The following is a 21,560-nucleotide window of genomic DNA, read 5'->3' on the forward strand; positions in this document are numbered from 1 at the left end:
AATGTCTGTTTTAAAATCTAAACTCTATCAGCTTTGCTTAACTTTTATCCAAAACAGGATAGAAAACATCGAATATTCGCTGCAACAGGCCCGGCAGGCATCTAATGACGACACAAAAAGCAGTGCTGGCGATAAATATGAAACCACCCGCGAAATGATGCAGCAGGAAATAGACCTTAACAATAAACTGCTTTACGAGGCCGGGCAGCAGAAAATTGCCCTGCAACAGATCGAACATGTAGAATCAGATCAGCTGGTTAAAAATGGCAGCGTGGTATTAACCTCCGAAGGTAATTTCTACATTAGCATTAGTGCCGGAGAATTAAATACCGGTGGACAGAAATTTTTTGCTGTATCTCAGGCTTCGCCCATCGGTAAATTATTGATAGGTAAAGCGAAAGACGAAGGCTTTAAATTTAACGGGAAAGATTATATTGTGAAAGCAATATTATAGTTTACAGTTGGCATTGGCAGTTCCTATTTAAATAATTAACCAATGCAGTTCCCGCTAATTTAAGATGATAACCGCAAAATTCGTTTTCAGTTAACCGGTTTAAACAATTAACCGATTAACCAATCGCTAATTAAACTGATAACTGCCAGCTCATTTTATTCCCATCCGCTGCGCAAAAGCCGGTACCAGGTAAGCCTTTAAGTCGATATAAGGAATAAATACAACAATCTGGCCTTGCGCATAACTGGCTACTTCGTAAGGGTTGTACATAAAAGCTATGCCATTGGCATTAAAATAAAAGTTGTTATTGGGTTTAATGAAATCGTCAAAAAGTACAGTGCTTAAGGCATCATTGGCTTTAATATTGTATTCTTTACGGAGATTGCGTTCTAAAATGCGTTGCAGCGTATTGGAATCTATTTCAACAATGTCGCTCAATACCAGTTGTTTTTTATTCTTAACATCCAAACAATACATGATGCTGCTGTAATTGCCATGTGCCCCACCGGTATAGGTATCAGCCAGGAAATCGATCACTACGTAACCGTTATCGTTATAATTTACAGCTTGCTGGCTGTTGTTGGTATAGTTCAGCCAGGCCTCAAAATCATTGCCACGGCTACCTTTTGATTGTTCTGCTACCTGCAGCTTATAGTCTTTAAAATAATCAGCAGCAATATTTTTAAAGCCGGTTGTAAGGCCTGTCTGAGCTTTGATGCCGTAAATTTTTTTAAGTTCGGTAGTTAACCAGTTGCCATATTCGTCTGTATTTTTGCTTTCCAGGTACTCGAAGCTGATTTGTGCTGCAGGCGATTTGGACTGATTGGCAAATGCCTTTACCGAATCTTCGTAAATGCCGGCATTGAACCGGTAACTCCCATCGGGATATTTTTCTGTTAAGGCTATCGGATATTTTTTTGTTTTGTCGCCGCTTTCCCAGGTGCCATTAAAACCATTCCCGGTCCATTTTAAGGTTAAATGTGGCGACTTAAAATCCTGTTTAAAGTAGGGTTCATAATAACTGTATTCAGTAAGTAAAATGCTGTCTTTACCGATCAGGGTATCGGTTGAGAGGTTAAGCCATGAACCATCATAATAATAACTCCCACTTACATCATCATTAACCTTTTGCAGATGCACAACTACTTTTTTCCCGGCAATGCTGCCTTCCAATCTCTTGTAGAACGTTTCGGTAAGTTCGGCTTTGCTTTGCGTAATGCTGTCCGTTTTTCCGGCATTATTATTCCCGTTTTTGGAGTTGTTACAGGCCGAGAGTATTGCTAATCCGAAAAAACATAATAAAAAAGAGTATTTCATAGGGCTTTTGTTATAGGCGTCTTAATGCTGCAAGGTTTTCATGTTAGCATTCATTTTTCGACCTTTCAACTTTAAGCTTCTTTTAATTAACCTTTTTACTTAGATTTTGTTTTATTAAAGCTCTTGTTAATACTGTAATAAAGGTTTTTTGCAGTGTATCTTCCGGGGTCAATTATCCTCCTGATGGTATAAAGCGGATAGTTTTCATCTCTCGCGGTAGATAGGATAAATGCAGCCTTAAAGCCATGTTCTTTTAGTTTATGCAGGGTAGAGGATTTGAAAACTCCGTAAGGAAAAGCAAAATATTCTACTTTTTTTCCGGTAATCTGCTCCAGTTTTTTGGTTGGTTCATCGATTTGTGTTGTCCAGTCGGCATCAGTAAAAGTGGCAAAGTTTTTATGATCGTAGGTATGGCTGGCAATTGTATTTCCCTCTTCAGCTAACTGTTTAATCTGCTCTTTCGTCATGTAATTGATACGGCCTTTTCTGCCAATCGATACCGTCATGATAAAATAAACCCCTTTAAAACCATATTTTTTCAGTGTAGTGTTTCCAACCGTAAACTGATCTTCATCTGTATCGTCAAACGTAATCATAATTGGTTTTTCGGGTAATTTAGCGCCGTAAACCAAATATTGGTATAACTGATCAGGTAAAATAGAATGGTAACCACTATCAGCCAGCATTTTCATATGTTCCCTGAATTTATCAGGGGCGATAATATCATCGTGTGCTCTTTTACTATCGCTGGCAATATTGTTCCTGATCTGGTGGTAACACAGAACAGGCACCTCTCTTCTTGCCAAAATGGTTTTGTTATCGGCAGGTGGGGTAGTTGCAGTATCTATTTTAGCCGTTTCAGCAGTGTTGATAACCGCTGTTTTTTCTTTTGAAGCTTTGGAGGGCTGGCAGGAGGTTAAAAATAGGGTAGAAACCGCCGCACAGAGCAAGAAACTCTTCATCACGTATTGTCTTATTTAAAAGCTGTTTTTAATGCTGTTGCTTAATGTTTTTGGCGACCAGTAGCCGCTGGCAATTATCCGGCGAATGGTAAACAATGGGTCTTTTTCATCACGTTTGGTTGACAATTGGTAAGCCATTCTAAAACCACGTTTTTTAAGTTCGGGGATACCTTCTGCATTCCATAAACCAAAAGGATAAGCAAATTCTGTCATTTTTTTGCCGGTAATTTCTTCCAGTTTTTTTGTCGGTTTATCCAATTGCTCTTCCCAATCCTTACCCGCATATTTTTTAAAGTTTTTATGATCATAGGTGTGGCTGCCGATAACATTTCCTTCATCCGAAAGTTGTTTGATCTGCTCCTTGGTCATATAATCAACAAACTTTCCTTTTCTTCCGATCGAAACGGTCATGATAAAATAAACAGCTTTATAACCCAGTTTCTGTAAAGTTGGTCGTACAACGGTAAACTGGTCCATGTCGGTATCATCAAAAGTTAACATAATCGGCTTGCTCGGTAATGCAGCACCTGTATTCAGGTAAGCATAAAGCTGGTCGGGCAAAATAGTGTGGTAACCGCTATCGGCCAGCATTTTCATCTGGTCTTTAAAGTTTTGTATCTCAACGATATAATCTTTACCCACCTTTCCATCGGTCGGCTTCCAGTTTCTCACCTGGTGATAACATAAAATAGGTACCTGTTTACGGGCCAGGATGGTTTTGGCATCGGCAACTTTTATCTTCGAAACATCCACTGGTGTATTCGCTTTTTCAACGGTTTTAACGGTAGAATCTTGATCAGCAGAATTTGCTGTTTGTGATTTAGACTGGCAGCTGGCAGCTAAAATGGCGCAAGCACTTATAATGGTTAAAAAACTGTATTTCATTTTTAGGATATAGGTTTACAAAACTATAAAATCCACCAATTATTCAGCTATCAAAATAAATAGTGTTAATAATTATTTTAAGCGAATAAATTACACTAACTATCTCTTTTATTACATACTAAAGTGCATTTAATGTGCTTTATTAAATAATTTAGCAGCTCAAACAAATTTTAATGAATAAACTTTATAAACTCCTGCTGGGTGCGCAGTTTTTATCTTTAACGATAGCCGCACAAACCAAAACATTTACCATAACCGAAAATATCCAACCACAGCCTAAGGCAAATTATCAACTTGCATCGCGTTTTTCGCCGAATAAGCTGAAGAAAATGGTGTACTCTACTGCAGTAGACCCACATTGGTTAAAATTAAGCAACCGTTTCTGGTATACTTTCGAAACCCCAAAAGGAAAATTCTGGTACCTGGTTGATCCGGCATCAAAAAGCAAAAAAGTGATGTTCGACAATTCTAAACTGGCTGCAGGCATTACGCTGGTTGTGCGCGATCCTTTTGATGCAGAACATTTGCCTCTCGAAAACCTGAAATTTGCTGCAGATGAAAAAAGCATTTCTTTTGAAGTTAAAAGCAGCGTTGATGAGCTGAAAAAAGACCGCAAAGACAAAAAAGCCGCGGATTCCATGCAGAAGAAAATCTATTCTTTTAAATACGAACTGGCTACCGCAAAACTGACCGAAATTCCGAATTTCAGCAAGCCAAAGCCGAAACCAACCTGGGGTTCAGTAGCCCCCGATTCATCGGCTATCATCTTCTCCCGTAATTATAATCTTTACTGGATGGATAAGGAGAATTACAAAAAAGCAGTGAAAAATGAAGATGACAGTACCATTGTTGAGCATCAGTTAACCAAAGATGGGGTGAAATTTTATTCTTACGGTAGTGATGGCGATGGGGAAAACAATGTAGAAAATGAAAAAAACAATAAAAAACGCCGTGGTGCTTACGTACTTTGGTCGCCAAATTCGAAATATTTTGTATTAGACCGGACCGATTCACGTAAGGTGAAAGACCTTTGGGTAATTAACAGCGTTACGCCCGGGCGCCCAACTTTGGAAACCTATAAATACCAGATGCCGGGAGAGGCCGAAGCACCGCAAGATGAGGTTTTATTGTTTGATTTTGCCGCAAAATCGTATAAAAAACTCAATGTGTCTGCATTTAAAGATCAAAGTGTTTCGGTATGGAGCAAGCCTTCGTTAAACAAAGACCGCGATAACGAATTCCGTCCATCAATTTGGTTGGGTAACGATAGCCGTTTTTATTTTTCGCGCACCAGCCGCGATTTAAAACGTATCGATATCGGTACCGTTGATATCGCCACCGGAAAAGTTACTCCATTAATTGATGAGCGCTTTAATACCTATGTTGAAGTAAACCGGCCGGGTTTGGTAAATGATGGAAAAGAACTGATCCACTGGAGCGAACGCGATGGCTGGGCGCATTTTTACCTTTTTGATGAAAATGGTAAATTGAAAAACCAGATTACCAAAGGTGCTTTCCATTGCGAAAGCATTGTCAATATCGATGAAAAAAAACGCATACTTTATTTTACCGCTAACGGCCGTGAAGGCAAAGAAGATCCTTATTACCTGCATTTATACAGCATCAATTTCGATGGTTCGAACCTAAAATTACTAAATGCCGGCGATTTCGACCATTTGTCGAATATGAACGATAACAGTACTTTCTTTGTTGATAATTACTCACGGGTAAATACCGCACCAAAAGCTACCCTGTACGATGGCAGCGGTAAAAAAGTAATGGATCTGGAAACAACAGACCTTTCTTTACTAATGGCAGCCGGATATAAATTCCCGGAACCATTTAAGGTAAAAGCAGATGATGGGATTACCGATCTATACGGTGTAATGTATAAACCTTTCGATTTTGACCCGAATAAAAAATACCCGATTATAGAGTACGTGTATCCGGGTCCGCAAACAGAGGCAGTAAATAAGGCGTTCAGCAAAAGTATGGACCGTACCGATCGTTTGGCACAATTCGGTTACATTGTAATTACCGTAGGTAACCGTGGCGGTAATCCTTCGCGTTCTAAATGGTACCATACTTATGGTTATGGCAACCTGCGCGACTATGGATTAGCCGATAAAAAAACAGCTGTAGAGCAATTGACAGCCAAATATTCTTATATAGATGAATCTAAAGTGGGCATTACAGGCCACTCAGGTGGTGGTTTTATGTCGACAGCGGCCATGTTGGTCTATCCTGATTTCTTTAAAGTTGCAGTTTCGAATGCCGGAAATCACGATAACAGCATCTACAACCGTTGGTGGAGCGAGAAACATCATGGAGTGAAAGAAACTATTTCTTTAAAAGGCGATACTTCATTTAAGTATAGCATCGATAAAAACCCTGATCTTGCTAAAAACCTTAAAGGCCATTTATTGTTGATGCATGGCGATGTAGATAATAACGTGCATCCGGCAAACTCGATCAGGGTTGCCAACGCATTAATGAAAGCAGGTAAACGTTTCGATTTTCTGATTATTCCTGGCCAGCGCCATGGTTTTGGCGATATGACAGAGTATGCCTTCTGGAAATTGGCCGATCATTTTAATAAATACTTAATTGGTGATTTTGCCGAACCGAGCGATGTTGATTTAATAGAAATGGATAGGGATATTGAGCAGAATGGGAAATAATCATTGAACAAATACTATAATTCCTACCTTCCTATACAATGGTTCGTGTCTTCACAAGCCATTTTTGTTTTCTACAAATTTTTGTTTTTTTGGAAAGCAGTACTGGTAGTTCTTCGGTTATTTTAGCCCTGCTATTGCCCATAGCCCCGATTTGAATTTCTCTTGAGTACAATATTTGTATTAAATCGGGAGCTATTTGGCGCTATCAGGTTGGGTTAGGTTGGGCTTGTGTTTCAAATGTAGACTGTTCAATTGCAAAGTTTTTCTTTTGCCGTGGTTCGTGTCTTCATTTCTCTTTAAAAAAAAGCCTCCCGGCTTTTAGGCTGGGAGGTTTTTCTTAAGTTTAAGGTAATCCTTTGGTTATTTTGATCTTATTTGTATAGGTAATTAATTGCAATTACGTCGTTTGCATTAAATGTACGGTCGCCACCATTAGAGCAGGCCAGCATAAATGAAGCTGCATCTGGTTTTGATGGTGTGCCCGGAATTCTTATTGCTCCCACGGTCGATTTACCTTCATTACCTGAACCGCTGGCACCGCAACTGAAGGCACGGTTCATGTAGTCGGTATGACGGAAACCAATACAATGCCCTACTTCGTGTTGAATTACTGAAGCCAGGTACAACAAATTTGGATTGCTGCCATAAGCCGCTTCGTTGGTATTCATTTTAATCTGATTGTAAGGATTACCTGAAGAAGTTGGGAAACCTGCAGAACCTAAGGTGATAAAACCACCACTCGGACCTTCGTTGAAGCCAACAACATCGATATTGCCAGTGGTTCCGGTAGTGGCTCTTTGGAATGTGATACGAAGGCCCAGCGAATTATATCTCGAAATCATGGTATTAACCGCATCGCTATAAACCTGAGGCAGGTTAGTTACCGAAATGGTAATTACTCGCGGTAAAGAGGTAACGATGTTGGTGGTACGGTACTGTTCGGTTTCGGCAATATTTAAATCTGTCCCTTTTGAAGTTTCAGTTAAATTATCTTCGGTTAAAAGGATGTCACCTTCAACGAGATAACCCTCGTTTACCTTGCGGAGATTATCGGTACTAAAGCCTAAAGATTTAATCCTAGCTAATTTGTCTGCAGTAATATCCGTCTTATTTTGGATTTCACTCTCTGTATTATTACTCTTACATGAATATAGAGTAGTGAATAGCAGGCATAATGCTGCCATTGATAAAAAATTAGATGTTTTCATTTTGTTTAGGTTTGATTTTTTTAAAATCGAATAAGTTAGTTAATAAAATTGGCGGATTACCTTATAGATCACCAATTTAGTGAAGATAATTTATGTAACCAAAATTTTATATAAAATAATGACTTGGTCAATATTGTATGTTTAATTATGTTATTTTGTCTTTTTTTAAGTCTAGTTAAAGGCATACATACTGTCTTGAAACAATAGAAATGTATTTTAAAAAAATGTTAAAACGCCACTTCTTTTATTTCTTATTCTTTTGGAAAGCAGTGCCGGTAGTTCTTCGGTTATTTTAGCCCTGCTATTGCTTATAGTCCCGATTTGAATTTCTCTTGAGTACAATATTTGTATTAAATCGGGAGCTATTTGGCGCTATCAGGTTTGGTTAGGTTGGGCTTGTGTTTCAAATGCAGACTGTTCAATTGCAAAGTTTTTCTTTTGCCGTGGTTCGTGTCTTCATTTCTCTTTAAAAAAAAAGCCTCCCGGCTTTTGCATCTGGGAGGCTTTTTTTTAGGCTATAAGGTAATCCTTTTGGTAGTTTTGATCTTATTTGTATAGGTAGTTGATTGCAATTACGTCGTTTGCATTAAAAGTACGGTTTCCACCATTAGAACAGGCCAGCATAAACGAGGCTGAATCTGGACCGGAAGGAGTTCCTGGTATCCTGATTGCACCAACATTTGATGCACCTTCGTTGCCGGCACCACTCGCACCACAACTGAAGGCACGGTTCATGTAATCGGTGTGACGGAAACCAATGCAGTGGCCAACCTCGTGCTGGATTACTGAAGCCAGATACAATAAATTTGGGTTTGTGCCATAAGCTGCTGCATTAGTGTTCATCCTGATCTGGTTGTAAGGATTACCTGAAGAAGTTGGGAAACCTGCAGAACCTAAGGTAATAAAGCCACCGCTCGGACCCTCATTAAAGCCAACAACATTGATGTTTCCAGTGGTTCCGGCCGCGGCTCTTTGGAAAGTGATACGAAGGCCCAGCGAGTTATATCTCGAAATCATGGTATTAACCGCATCGCTATAAACCTGAGGGAGGTTAGTTACCGAAATGGTAATTACACGCGGTAAGGAGGTAACGATGTTGGTGGTGCGGTACTGTTCGGTTTCGGCAATGTTTAAATTTGCACCTTTCGCATTTTCAGTTAAATTATCATCGGTTAAGAGGATATCGCCTTCAACCAGATAACCTTCGTCTATTTTGCGGAGATTATCGGTACTAAAGCCTAAAGATTTAATCTTAGCTAATTTATCTGCAGAAATATCAGTCTTATTTTGGACTTCACTTTCTGTATTATTACTCTTACAAGAATATAAAGTAGTGAATAGCAGGCACAATGCCGCCATTGATAAAAAATTGGATGTTTTCATTCTGTTTAGGTTTGATTCTTTTAAATTAAATAAGTTAGTTAATAAAATTGGTGGATTACCTTATAAATCCTAATTTAGTGAAGATAATTAATGTAACCAAAATTTTATAAATAAATAATATTTGAAAGTCAGATCTGTATTTTTAATTATATGTATTTGTCTGTTTGTAGCCCGCTTAAAGGCACAGGAACAACCTGCGGGAATAGAAAAATATTTTGAAAAATTTATTTCTAAAACCTTGCTTTCTCCGAAATTGAGTTCTGGTCAGCCTGTTTTGGTGAAGTTTGACCACGTATTAACTGCTGCTGAAATTCAGTTGTTAAATCCCCAAAAAAGGCTGTCGGGCAATTGCTTTATCGTGCAAAAATCGATCGTTCAGGATCTTTCCGGCAATGTGGTTTATCAGCAACAGGCCAACGGGCTTTGGAAAGTGAGCGACAGGTTGATGCAAGTGCTTAATAAAAGCGGTAAAAAGAGCGATTCTATTCAGGTCAGGTTGTCACTTAAAAATAACCATGCACTGCCCGGTACCGGTACAGTTTTACGGATTAAAGCTGTCGATCAGGTCAATGCTGTTTATACGGTTTATATTTTACCTGCAGATTTAATGCAGTTGCTGGAAAATGAAGCTGTTTTATATGCTGATGTTTTACCCGTAGCCAAAGAAGAGGTAGTGATTAATGGCATCGATCTGGGATTAAACCAGATTTCCAATGCCCATAGCCTTTTCCCGGGTGTTGATGGTACGGGTATAAATGTTTCCATTAAAGAAGGGATGTACGATATAAACGACCTTGATCTGTTAGGTAAAACATTACCGGGCGCTTTAACCGGTAAAACGCCTACCAGCCATGCTACTATTATGGCTACTTTAGCATCCGGCAACGGCAATTCTTTTATCCGTGGTTTAGGTGCTGCCCCAAAGGCTAAACTGGCTTATTCTGATTTTTCGAACCTGATGCCCGATTTGGTCAGTGATTTGAGCAAACTTCAGATCAGGGTACAAAACCATTCTTACGGTACTGATATCGACAATAATTATGGTATGGAGGCTGCTGCTTATGATAAACAGGTTTTCGAAACCGATACGTTGATCCATGTTTTTTCGGCCGGAAATATAGGAACATCAACACCATCAGGCGGCTTATATCAGGGGATAACTGCCAGGGCAAATTTAACGGGTAATTTTAAGCAGGCCAAAAATTTATTGGTAATAGGGGGCATCAATCGGGAAAATATTTCTGAAAGCCGGAGCAGTAAAGGACCAGCTTATGATGGCCGGGTAAAACCGGAGCTGGTAGCCCTTGGCGAAGATGGAACATCGGGTTCAGCAGCCATTACCAGTGGTTCGGTTGCTTTGTTGGAACAATTTTATCTGCAGAAATATAAAAGGGCACCTTCGGCTGCAGTGGTCCGTGCAGCCTTGATTAACGCAGCAGATGATCTGGGGGCGCCACAGGTTGATTTTGTATACGGTTATGGTAAGTTAAATGTAGCTCAAGCCTTAAAAACTTTTGATGAAAACCGGGCTTCTTTATATAATGTAGCTAAAAACCAGGATTTGGTTCTGCCTTTGTTGGTGCCATCCAATGTGGCCGAACTTAAAGTTACCATTACCTGGAACGATCCCCCGGCAACAGTAAATGCTGCCCAGAGTATAGTTAACGGTTTGGATTTAAGCCTCAAAAATCCTTCGGGGAATTTAACGCTGCCTTGGGTTTTAAGTACTTACCCTCATTTAGATTCGCTTGCGAAGCCAGCCGTACGTAAAGCAGACCTGATTAATACTGTACAACAGGTAAGTTTAGATAATCCGGATGTCGGCAACTATACTATCCATATTAAAGGCAATAGGATAACACAGGGGAACAACCAGCCCTTTGCACTTGCGTATCGTTATAAACTCAAAAATACCTTTTCGTTTATCAGCCCGGGTCAAAATGGATACATTTTTGCCAATGAAAATAATTATATCCGTTGGGAGAATACCTATGCGGCCAAAACCGGAAATTTATCGGTGAGTTACGATGATGGGGCAACCTGGAAATCAATTGCCCAGGATATTAACCTTAGTGAAGGTTTTTACAGCTGGGATGCACCAGATCAGTTTTCGAAAGCCCTCATCAGGATGGAGATCGGAGGCAATGTGGTGCAGCGCCAGTCTTTTGTGATTTCCAGTCCTCGGGTATTAAAAGTTGGTTACGCCTGTAAAGATGGCATTGCGCTAAACTGGAACAGGCAACCGGGGGCTAAGGATTATACCCTTTATACTATTGCAGATAATATCTTATCTCCGGTGTTAACCCTTACCGATACCATTGCAAAAATTGATATGAGTAAAATTTCAGGCAAATACTTCGCCGTAGCCGCTAATGGCGAAGGTTTTACTGGGTTAAAAAGCTATACCATAGATTATACGCAGCAGGGGATAACCTGTTACGTAAAAAATTTGTTTGCATCAGTGACTGATGATGCCAGGATAAAGGTTGACCTGAGCATAGGCAGTACTTTGGATTTAAAAAACATTATCTGGGAAAAACAGACCGGACCAAATACGTTTAGTGTTTTACAGCAAACCAAACCAATTGTAAATCAACTCGATTACACCATTTTTGATGATAAACCCAAAGAGGGCATACAATTTTACCGGGTAACTTTCGAAACGGCCAGTGGGCAGGTATACAGCGATCTGGTTTCAGCAGTATTTCTCAAACCGGATCAGTTTTCTTTCTATCCCAATCCCGTAAGTGATTATTTAACTATCCTGAGTGGGGCTTTTGAAGAATATAGTTTATCCATATTTAATATTTTAGGACAGAAAGTTTTCGAAGAAAAAGCAACAAGTTCGAACCGATTTTTACTTAATGCTTTATCCACAGGTGTTTATGTGGGCGTGATTAATAAAAATGGACAGCAGCTTAAAAAGTTTAAATTGATTAAGCAATAAATTTTCGCTTCTGGTCCGTCATTGTTATACAAGAGGTAATACATTCATTAATACACCTGAAAATTTGCTGTTTTCTTCGTATTTTTCGATTTATACGATCCTTTTAAATAAAAAATAATACTGTCAATGAAAAAAATCCTACTGTTTTCCAGTTATGCACTTCTTTTTCTTGGTTCATGCAGGCAAGGAACTAAAAGTGCAGGCAATGATCCCGATTCTTTAGCGATAAAAGCCATTAACGATTCGAGTTTAACCCAATATTTGTCGGTTATTGCTGCCGATAGTTTGCTGGGAAGAAAACCGTTTACCGATGGCGAAACCAAAACCATCAACTATTTAAAAGTGCAGTTCGAAAAGCTTAGACTGGAGCCGGGCAATGGCAACAGCTTTTTCCAGGAGGTACCTATGGTCGAGATTAAATCTACACCAGAAGATAAAATGGTATTTAAAGGAAAAAATACTTCCCTGACCCTAAATTATTTAACTGATTTTGTAGCAGGTACCAGAAGGGTGCAAAATGAGGTCAGCATCAATGGTTCTCCTTTGGTTTTTGCCGGTTACGGTATCGTAGCTCCAGAATATGGCTGGAACGATTACCGTGATCTGGATGTTAAAGGTAAGACAGTTGTGGTATTGATCAACGACCCTGGTTTTGCAGATTCTACTTTGTTTAAAGGTAAAAATATGACTTATTATGGTCGCTGGACCTATAAGTTTGAAGAAGCTGCCCGTCAGGGGGCTACCGGGATAATCATTGTACATGATACCGAACCGGCAGCCTATCCCTGGACAGTGGTGCGCAGTGGATGGTCGAAATCTAAACTTACTTTGCAAAGTGAAGATAATGGAATGAACAGGGCAGTGGTAGAGGGTTGGATTACTTTGGATAAAGCCAAAGCATTATTTGCAATGGATGGCAAATCTTTTGATCAGCTCGCCATTAATGCCCGTAAGAAAGATTTTAAGGCAGTCGATTTAAACATTACCACTTCGCTGAAGGTTAAAAATACCATCAAAAAATCAGTAACCTATAATGTGTTGGCTAAAATTCCAGGTAATAAAAGTAAAGACGAAGCCCTTATTTATTCGGCCCATTGGGATCATTTAGGCGTGGGAGAGAAAATACAAGGCGATTCTATTTATAATGGTGCGGTTGATAATGCCACAGGGGTAGCAGCTTTGTTCGAAATTGCTTCCGCATTTAAAAAATTGCCCAAAGCTCCTGAACGCACCATTTTGTTTATTTCTTATACAGCAGAAGAACAGGGCTTGCTGGGCTCCGAGTTTTATGCCAAACACCCTGCTTTCCCACTGGATAAAACGGTAGCCAATATTAATATGGATATGATGGGCATTGCCGGAAAAACCAAAGATATGGTTGTATATGGCTTCGGACAATCAGAACTGGAAGATTATGCAGCCGAATCTGCCAAAAAACAGGGTAGGGTATTGGTACCTGATCCTGTTCCTTCATCAGGTTTGTATTACCGTTCTGATCATTTTAACCTGGCCAAAGTTGGTGTACCCTCATTATTTACCGGTTCTGGTGTGGATAACCTTAAAAACGGCAGGGAATGGGGGTTAAAGCAGGTGGCCGATTTTACCAAATTCCGCTATCATTCGCCTCAGGATAATTTTGATGCCAAAAGCTGGGATCTTTCAGGCATTGTAGAAGATGTGCGTTTGCTTTTCGATATGGGCTATCGCATCAGTAACGAAGATTCTTATCCGAAATGGAAAAACGGATCAGAGTTTAAAGCCATCAGGGAAAAGAAATAAAACAAAAAGCGTCGCGGTTTCATAACCGCGACGCTTCTTGAAAAAAGTCATTTGTTAAACTTTTCCCGGAGGAAGGTTTAATTAAAAGTAGAACTGAACACCTAATCTTGGTGCAAAAGTATCAGCGTTTAAGCCAAAAGTGTTGGTTTTAACTTTAGCACCGGTTCCTTCAGCTTTAACAGTGTAGTTTTCATAACTTAAGCCTTTAACTGAAAGTTCGATACCGATTTTCTTGGTTGGGAAGAAAGCAAAACCTGGAGCAACTTCTACACCGATTTTGGTAGTTGTACCCAATTTAACTGCATTGTCGCCGTTAGCATCAGTTGCTTTTAATTCGCCGAAAGCCAAAGGCACTGATAATTGTCCGAAGAATTTAAATTGATCTGATAAACCAACATAGTAGCGACCGAAAGGAGCAACTTTAAAAGCGCCGTCTTTTGTTTTTTCACTAACTGTTTTATTGTATTCGTAACCGACAGCGGTACCGATTGCAAAATTGTTGCCAACAAAATAACCAACACTTGGTAATACGGTAAAGCTGAAATCTGCTTTTGGAGCACCATCAACTTTTGTAGAGTTTACACCTACATTACCGCCTAACATAAAATTTCCTTTTTCAGTTTGTGCTTTTGCACCATAAACTAAACCTGCTACTGCTACTAAAGATAATAATAGTTTTTTCATCTTTTTTATTATTTATTTGTTATAAAATATAGTCAATTTTTACTATTTTAATTTCTGACTATATTTGCCTAAAAGTCAACACTTGTGCCAAAAAACTTGGCTAACGTCATCAAAAAATCAGTTTTTGCTTAACTCGTTCGCTTACAAACAGATGTAAATTTGGTGTTAATTCAATATTATTTTCGTGTGACCAAAAATCAATCGATCGATTGATTTTTTAGGTATGACAAATTGACAATCTGACTTTTTTTGTATAAATGTCAGATTTTAGACTGGCAGAAATGGCAGGTTTAGAAGAGCGCCTACAAGTTTTTTGATTAAACCCTGCAGGCCGAAATCAGGTTGTCTATTTTCTTTTGGATGATGGAAATGGTTTTTTCATCCGTTAAATTTCCATCCGCATCGAATTTATTTTGTGCCTGTGCAATCAATACTTCAGGCTGCAAAACAGGGTTCATATTTAAGAATGTAAAAACGGGTAAAAATGCAGTTTGCATCCTAACGGTTCCCCACATGCCTTGTGTAGCGCCCATTATGGCAACCGGTTTATGCATCAATGGCGAATCCTTACCCCGGCTTGCCCAGTCGATGGCATTTTTCAGCCCACCGGGAATGGAATAGTTATATTCAGGCGAGGCGATAATAAAAGCATCGGCATTGGCTAAAGCCGCTCTGAACCTGGTTACGCTTGCTGGCCGCTCTTCTGATTCTGGCAGATCGTTATCTGCATTATAAACAGGGATGTCATCGTAGGAGACAATTTCAAATCCAATACCTTCGGGGATTAACCTGCCTGCCGCTTTAAGCAGCATCGCATTATAAGATCCCTTTCTCAGGCTTCCGCATAAACCAATAATTTTTCTGTTCTTTTCCATAGCTATAAAACCACATCGTAATCAAAATGTTTGGTTTTTGCAAGGACCATGCATAGGAATTAAAAATTTATAATCCTTATTTTTGACCCTATAAGCTACCCGTTATGACTGAAAATACATCTACCACTTCTATTATTGAAAAAACCGTTTTCCCGATACTTTTTGCACTCAGTTTTTCACATCTGTTAAACGATACCATACAATCCCTAATCCCTGCTATTTATCCCGTTATCAAAACAAGTTATCATTTAAGCTTTTCACAGATTGGTTTAATTACGTTAACTTTTCAATTGGCAGCATCGCTTTTACAACCTTTCGTAGGGTTATATACCGATAAAAAACCTCAGCCTTATTCTTTAGCGGTAGGAATGGGATTTACCCTGATCGGGCTTATTTCCCTATCTCAATCGACTCATTTTTATACGATTTTACTTTCTGTTTGTTTTATAGGGATAGGATCTTCTATCTTTCATCCGGAAGCCTCGAGGATGGCACATGCGGCGTCTGGAGGAAAGAGGGGATTGGCACAGTCTGTTTTTCAGTTGGGTGGCAATGCCGGCAGTTCTTTAGGCCCTTTATTGGCCGCCTGGATTATAGTACCTTACGGACAGTTCAGTGTAATCTGGTTTTCGGTAATTGCGCTTTTGGCCATCGTTATTTTAACCTATGTAGGCAATTGGTATAAGGGCTTTATGCTTTCGAGAAGTAAAAAGATTAACTTACAAACGATGGTGAATCAGTTCTCGAGGAGTAAGGTTGTGTTTTCGGTATGTATTTTACTGTTATTGATTTTTTCCAAATACTTTTACATGGCGAGTTTAACCAATTATTTTACTTTTTACCTGATTGATAAATTCCATGTTTCTGTACAAACCTCGCAGATTTATTTATTCATATTTTTATTCTCCGTAGCTGCAGGTACCTTATTGGGTGGTCCTATTGGTGATAAAATTGGGCGAAAATATGTGATATGGGGGTCTATATTGGGTACGGCACCTTTTGCCTTATTATTGCCTCATGCCAGCTTATTCTGGATAGGGGTTTTAATTGTACCTATCGGAATGATTTTAGCTTCGGCATTTTCGGCCATCCTGGTTTATGCACAGGAACTCATCCCCGGAAAGGTGGGCCTGGTTGCCGGACTGTTTTTTGGCTTTGCCTTTGGTATGGGTGGAATAGGGTCGGCACTTTTGGGTAAATTAGCCGATTCTACCAGTATCGGATACGTATTTAATGTTTGTGCATTTTTGCCTTTGATCGGGCTGCTCACCGGTTTTTTGCCCAATATTGAAACCAGGAAGAAATAAAACAAAAAATCCCATCAGCGATGGGATTTTTTGTTTTTATTAGAGAATATTGAGGTTAAAATAGGATATAAATCTTAAAGCCCAGGTTATTGATAAATCCCTGACTGCTTAAATTGAATGAAGTGTATTCATTTTTGATGAAATAGCTATTCGCAGTAACCTCATTTTGCTCTGTTTTACTGTAGGTGATATCTGCAGATAGTAAATTTGTTTCTAACGCAAATCGTTTAGAAACAAACCAGGTAATGCCACCATAAGCACCAACAGCGTATTGGTTAGAGGTATAACTTGTTGATTGTGGGTAGGTGTTGGTGTATAGGCTGTTATTCTTACTATGGGTATAGGCGGCTTTTCCTCCCGCATAGGCAAACAGGGTTTTTACCAATGGAAAATAACGCTGATAACTTAAGTTTCCACCGTAGCTTTTTAGTTCTTGGTTACTCTTGTTATTGTTATAGGTATTTTTATTTAACCCATATGTTAAATCCAATCCAATTTTATTGTTGTCCTTAAAAAAGTAGCCATAACCCAATGTAAATGAGTTGTTTTTTACTTTGTCTTCGTAACCGCTTCCGGTTACTTTGTTTGTCGTTGAATTAACTCCAAAGCTTACCGCATTTGTTCCTTTTGTTTGCGAGAAACCACATAGGGAGATACTCATGGCAATAGCCGTAACTAATAATTGTTTTTTCATTTGTGTTTTTGTGTATTTAATTATAAAATAAAAAGCCCAACCAGGCTAGTTGCTTAGTTTATTTGTTTTGGGTAATCTGCTGTTTTAATGCGTTTAATTGCAGATGCTATTTCTGGTTTGCACTAAGGATAAAATAATACATTTCGATGGGAGAGGTATTAGTATTCCCACCTATTTTACCTGTAATAGATTTGAGCTTTCCATTTTCTTCCGGAAAGATGCTTTTGTAATATTCGACCTGGGCATCACCTATTGATTTTATCTTCCCGTTTTCTTCCGGAAAGATGCTTTTATAGTATTCAATATTAATATTGCCGATTGATTTGACTTTTCCATCTTCTTCAGGAAAGATACTTCTGTAATATGTAATTGTCATATCGCCAATTGCTTTGATCTTTCCATTTTCTTCCGGGAAAATGCTTTTGTAATATTCTATTTTTTTATCACCGATAGATTTAATTTTACCGTTTTCCTCTGGAAAAATACTTTTATAGTACTCAAATTTCTGATCACCTATTGATTTTATCTTTCCGTTCTCTTCCGGAAAAATACTTTTATAGTATTCTATTTTGTTATTGTCTATAAACTCTGGTTTTCCATCTTCTTCAGGAAAAATACTTCTGTAATATTTAATATTATTAATTTCTGTACTCTGGGCTTCTGCGCTGAAAGAACAGGCAAATAGCAGGCTTAGGCTTAAAAAAATTAAGCTTAAGCGGTTGAATGTATTTCTCATTTTATTGGATGCTAAAAATGGTAATTAAACGTAAATGTTGGGGTGAAATTTTGCAGGGCAAACCTCAGGTTATTGGTTTTATCGTAGTTGTAAAGCGATTCTTCTGCATAATAATTCTGATGGAAGAAAGATACAACGGGTAATGAAAACTCCAATGCCCCATGTTTTGATACGAAATAGCTGAAGCCAGGACTGATACTTGCTCCCCATCCCTTTATTTTAGCATCTGTCCGGATCAGGTAACCTGCATCGTCGATTCTGTTGAAGGTGTTAATTTGCAGGAGCAGATTGGCCTGCATGAAAAACTTGAAGTGCTCTTTCACATCGATGTATTTACGTACGAAAGGAGAGATGCCAAGGCTAAATTCCTTTACGCCTCTTTGTTCTTCGTAAATTCCATATTCATCATTCCATGCGATATACGTTTCGCCCCTGAGCTTTGAAAGGTTTAACGGAACTTCTAAACCTATGGCCAAATTGTTGGCTAAAAAGTAGCCTCCCCTCGGGGCTAAGGTAAAAGTGTTTAAGCTTCGTGATGAACTGTTTTGTTTGGAGGTTCCGAAACTGAGGCTTCCTCCAATAAAGCCCGAGCCTTTTTCAGTTTGGGCATGGCTGCGCCAACTGATGGTGCACAGGAGCACCATAATGATTAATTTAGGTTTCATTTTGTTTGTGTTTTTGTGTGTAATCAATAATAAACATTATTGTAACAAAAAACAAAAAAATGAACTATTATACTAGTTACATAAAGGGTTTTCTTTGTGAGTGGATTATAAATCCAAAGTTCGGGGGATTGTAAATCCAGGCTAAATAAAGTGAAGCCGATGCCTATGTAAATGCTCAGCAAAGCCAAATCGATCTCGGACCAGATCTCTTCCTGCCTGTACGGACAGACGTTCCACTGTTTTTTCAGTCGGGACGATAACCTTTTGAACTAATCATGTAGCTTTAAAGCAAAAAAATCCCATAGAAATTAATCTATGGGATTTGATGATTACGTTTTTTAATCAGCTTTTTGGTTCAGGAACACAAAATTATGATCAAACATATCCAGCTTAATTTTACTGTCTTTATCTATCTTACCTGCCAATATCTCTTTTGACAGTTCGTTTAGGATTCTTTTTTGGATCACTCTTTTAAGTGGTCGGGCACCAAACTGCGGATCATAACCCAACTGTGCCAACCAATCTAGTGCCTCATCGCTGGCTTCCATTTCTATACCCATTTCTGCCAGGGTAAGTTGTACATGTTTAAACTGTAAACTCACAATATTTCTGATTTCGCTGCGGTTTAACGGCGTAAACATAATCAGCTCATCGATCCTGTTTAAGAATTCCGGACGTATGGTCTGTTTCAATACCTCAAACAGTTCGTTTTTGGTTTTGGCAATTACCTCATCGCGGTTTTCATCGCTTAAATTTTTAAAATTATCCTGGATCAAATGTGCACCGATGTTCGAGGTCATGATGATAATGGTGTTTTTAAAATTCACCGTTCTGCCTTTGTTGTCGGTTAAACGGCCATCATCCAATACCTGTAAAAGGATGTTAAATACATCCGGATGCGCTTTTTCAATCTCATCAAGCAATACTACCGAATAAGGTTTGCGCCTAACTGCTTCAGTTAATTGTCCGCCTTCATCGTAGCCCACATATCCCGGAGGCGCCCCGATCAGACGCGATACGGCATGGCGTTCCTGGTATTCACTCATATCAATGCGGGTTAAAGCATTTTCATCATTGAATAAAAACTCGGCTAAAGCCTTAGCCAATTCAGTTTTACCTACGCCTGTGGTACCCAGAAAGATAAATGAACCAATCGGTTTACGTTTATCCTGCAGGCCAGCCCTGGAGCGACGGATCGCATCCGAAATGGCTTCGATCGCTTCATCCTGGCCGGCTACACGGCGGTGCAGTTCCTCTTCTAAATGAAGTAGTTTTTCGCGCTCACTGGCAATCAGTTTGGTAACCGGTATGCCTGTCCAGCGTCCTACCACTCCGGCAATATCATCCGCGGTAACTTCTTCTTTAAGCATGCGGCTATCTGTCTGCTGGCTTTCTAAATCGGCTTTAAGTTTCTCAACTTTATCCTGGGCCTCTTTAATCTTTCCGTAGCGGATTTCGGCAACTTTACCATAATCTCCTGCACGTTCAGCTTGTTCAGCCTCTAATTTATAGTGTTCAATCTGTTCTAATTCGGTATTTACGGCATCTACCAGGTCTTTTTCGCCTTGCCATTTTGCTTTGAATTCATCACGCTCGGCTGATAGGTTAGCGATTTCCTCTGAAAGTTCTTTAACCTTTCTATCATCCTTTTCGCGTTTAATGGCCTCTCGTTCTATCTCTAAACGCATAATCTCGCGGTCTAAAGCATCAACGTGTTCTGGTACACTATCCATTTCCATACGCAGTTTAGATGCAGCCTCGTCCATTAAGTCGATGGCTTTATCCGGTAAGAAACGGTCGGAAATATACCGCTGGCTCATTTCTACTGCTGCAATAATGGCCTCATCTTTAATCCTTACCTTATGGTGGGTTTCGTAACGCTCTTTTAATCCACGGAGGATCGAAATGGCATCCTGGGTATCAGGCTCTTCCACCATTACCTTTTGGAAACGGCGTTCCAAAGCTTTATCTTTTTCAAGATATTTTTGATATTCATCTAAAGTAGTTGCACCAATGGCCCTTAATTCTCCGCGGGCAAGCGCAGGTTTTAAGATATTTGCCGCGTCCATTGCCCCCTCGCCACCACCGGCACCCACTAAAGTATGGATCTCATCAATAAAGAGGATAATATCGCCGTCACTTTGGGTAACTTCTTTAACTACGGCTTTTAAACGCTCTTCAAATTCGCCTTTGTATTTTGCACCTGCAATTAAGGCACCCATATCAAGCGAATAAACGACTTTACTTTTCAGGTTTTCGGGCACGTCGCCTTTAATGATCCTAAAGGCAATGCCTTCTGCAATAGCCGTTTTACCTACACCAGGTTCTCCGATCAATATCGGGTTATTTTTGGTTCTGCGCGATAAAATCTGGATAACCCGTCGGATTTCCTCATCGCGGCCGATTACCGGATCCAGTTTTCCACTTTCGGCATACTCATTCAGGTTGCGCGCATATTTGCTCAAAGCCTGGTAAGTTGCCTCGGCATTTTGGTCGGTTACCCGGTTATCGCCACGTAATTCTATAATGGCTTTTTTAAGGTCTTTCTCGTTAACGCCCTGCTCTTTTAATAACTTAGATGTGCTGTCGTTAACGGCCAGGATACCTAGTAACAAATGTTCAACCGATACAAATTCATCTTTAAATTCTTTTAAAAATGTTTGCGCTTTCTGCAAAACGCTATTGGCATTAGATGACAGATAGACATTGCTTCCACTCACCTTCGGGAATTTGGCAATCTCTGCATCCAGATTTTGATTTAATGAATTAAGGTTCACGTTCAGTTTCTTTAAAACATAAGAAACTACGTTTTCATCAACAGTAAGCAAACCTTTAAGCAGGTGTGCCGTTTCAATAGCCTGTTGCTGGTTGCCCTGGGCTATTTCAGAAGCCTGTTGAATTGCTTCCTGGGCTTTTATGGTAAAATTGTTGAAGTTCATATTTCCTTTTAAGTCAAAACAAATGCCATAACTGTTTTGATTTT

Annotated in this window: 16 protein-coding genes; 5 read left to right on the forward strand and 11 right to left on the reverse strand. The window is 39.4% G+C overall.

The window, feature by feature from the left end; translation table 11 throughout:
• Nucleotide 1 precedes the first annotated feature (1 nt).
• Nucleotides 2-454, forward strand: coding sequence for a 3-oxoacyl-ACP synthase (locus tag GGQ60_RS01565; RefSeq protein ID WP_183759638.1), 453 nt, complete (start codon nt 2-4; stop codon nt 452-454).
• Between the two features lie 150 nt (nt 455-604).
• On the opposite strand, the gene GGQ60_RS01570 is transcribed toward GGQ60_RS01565, so the two are convergent.
• The 3 genes from GGQ60_RS01570 to GGQ60_RS01580 all read right to left on the reverse strand — a co-directional run bounded on the left by GGQ60_RS01570 (nt 605) and on the right by GGQ60_RS01580 (nt 3,618).
• Complete coding sequence (locus GGQ60_RS01570) at nt 605-1,771, reverse strand: PdaC/RsiV family protein (RefSeq protein WP_183759639.1); 1,167 nt, start codon at nt 1,769-1,771, stop codon at nt 605-607.
• A gap of 95 nt (nt 1,772-1,866) precedes the next feature.
• On the reverse strand, nt 1,867-2,733 hold the full coding sequence (locus GGQ60_RS01575; RefSeq protein ID WP_183759640.1) for a polysaccharide deacetylase family protein: 867 nt from the start codon (nt 2,731-2,733) through the stop codon (nt 1,867-1,869).
• Nucleotides 2,734-2,748: 15 nt separating this feature from the next.
• Nucleotides 2,749-3,618, reverse strand: coding sequence for a polysaccharide deacetylase family protein (locus GGQ60_RS01580; protein WP_183759641.1), 870 nt, complete (start codon nt 3,616-3,618; stop codon nt 2,749-2,751).
• Nucleotides 3,619-3,791: 173 nt separating this feature from the next.
• Here GGQ60_RS01580 and GGQ60_RS01585 point away from each other — a divergent pair, with 173 nt between their 5' ends.
• Entirely contained in the window at nt 3,792-6,299 is a 2,508-nt protein-coding gene (locus tag GGQ60_RS01585; protein ID WP_183759642.1) for a S9 family peptidase, read from the forward strand.
• 371 nt (nt 6,300-6,670) lie between these two features.
• On the opposite strand, the gene GGQ60_RS01590 is transcribed toward GGQ60_RS01585, so the two are convergent.
• Complete coding sequence (locus tag GGQ60_RS01590; RefSeq protein WP_221235853.1) at nt 6,671-7,507, reverse strand: M57 family metalloprotease; 837 nt, start codon at nt 7,505-7,507, stop codon at nt 6,671-6,673.
• Between the two features lie 546 nt (nt 7,508-8,053).
• Entirely contained in the window at nt 8,054-8,890 is an 837-nt protein-coding gene (locus GGQ60_RS01595; protein ID WP_183759643.1) for a M57 family metalloprotease, read from the reverse strand.
• Nucleotides 8,891-9,011: 121 nt separating this feature from the next.
• Between GGQ60_RS01595 and GGQ60_RS01600 the strand changes: the two genes are divergently transcribed.
• Nucleotides 9,012-11,837, forward strand: coding sequence for a S8 family serine peptidase (locus GGQ60_RS01600; RefSeq protein ID WP_183759644.1), 2,826 nt, complete (start codon nt 9,012-9,014; stop codon nt 11,835-11,837).
• 126 nt (nt 11,838-11,963) lie between these two features.
• Nucleotides 11,964-13,616 (forward strand): M28 family metallopeptidase, encoded by a 1,653-nt coding sequence (locus tag GGQ60_RS01605; RefSeq protein WP_183759645.1) that lies wholly within the window; start codon nt 11,964-11,966, stop codon nt 13,614-13,616.
• Between the two features lie 81 nt (nt 13,617-13,697).
• Here the strand turns inward: GGQ60_RS01605 and GGQ60_RS01610 are convergent, their stop codons facing one another.
• Together GGQ60_RS01610 and GGQ60_RS01615 are read right to left on the reverse strand one after the other, a co-directional pair.
• Nucleotides 13,698-14,300 (reverse strand): outer membrane beta-barrel protein, encoded by a 603-nt coding sequence (locus GGQ60_RS01610; protein WP_183759646.1) that lies wholly within the window; start codon nt 14,298-14,300, stop codon nt 13,698-13,700.
• A gap of 317 nt (nt 14,301-14,617) precedes the next feature.
• The gene (locus GGQ60_RS01615; protein WP_183759647.1) at nt 14,618-15,175 is read right to left on the reverse strand and encodes an NADPH-dependent FMN reductase; all 558 of its coding nucleotides are present in this window, start codon (nt 15,173-15,175) and stop codon (nt 14,618-14,620) included.
• Nucleotides 15,176-15,279: 104 nt separating this feature from the next.
• Between GGQ60_RS01615 and GGQ60_RS01620 the strand changes: the two genes are divergently transcribed.
• A complete protein-coding gene (locus tag GGQ60_RS01620; RefSeq protein ID WP_183759648.1) occupies nt 15,280-16,482 on the forward strand; it encodes an MFS transporter in 1,203 nt (400 codons plus the stop codon).
• A 55-nt stretch (nt 16,483-16,537) separates the two neighbouring features.
• On the opposite strand, the gene GGQ60_RS01625 is transcribed toward GGQ60_RS01620, so the two are convergent.
• The 4 genes from GGQ60_RS01625 to clpB all read right to left on the reverse strand — a co-directional run bounded on the left by GGQ60_RS01625 (nt 16,538) and on the right by clpB (nt 21,516).
• On the reverse strand, nt 16,538-17,176 hold the full coding sequence (locus tag GGQ60_RS01625; RefSeq protein ID WP_183759649.1) for an outer membrane protein: 639 nt from the start codon (nt 17,174-17,176) through the stop codon (nt 16,538-16,540).
• A gap of 106 nt (nt 17,177-17,282) precedes the next feature.
• Nucleotides 17,283-17,912 carry a hypothetical protein gene (locus tag GGQ60_RS01630; RefSeq protein ID WP_183759650.1) on the reverse strand — a complete coding sequence of 210 codons (630 nt, stop codon included), beginning with the start codon at nt 17,910-17,912 and terminating at the stop codon, nt 17,283-17,285.
• 11 nt (nt 17,913-17,923) lie between these two features.
• A complete protein-coding gene (locus GGQ60_RS01635) occupies nt 17,924-18,577 on the reverse strand; it encodes a hypothetical protein (RefSeq protein WP_183759651.1) in 654 nt (217 codons plus the stop codon).
• Between the two features lie 338 nt (nt 18,578-18,915).
• Complete coding sequence (gene clpB / locus GGQ60_RS01640; protein WP_183759652.1) at nt 18,916-21,516, reverse strand: ATP-dependent chaperone ClpB; 2,601 nt, start codon at nt 21,514-21,516, stop codon at nt 18,916-18,918.
• Nucleotides 21,517-21,560 lie beyond the last annotated feature (44 nt).

This window comes from Pedobacter zeae (genome assembly GCF_014196715.1).
Classification (GTDB): domain Bacteria; phylum Bacteroidota; class Bacteroidia; order Sphingobacteriales; family Sphingobacteriaceae; genus Pedobacter; species Pedobacter zeae.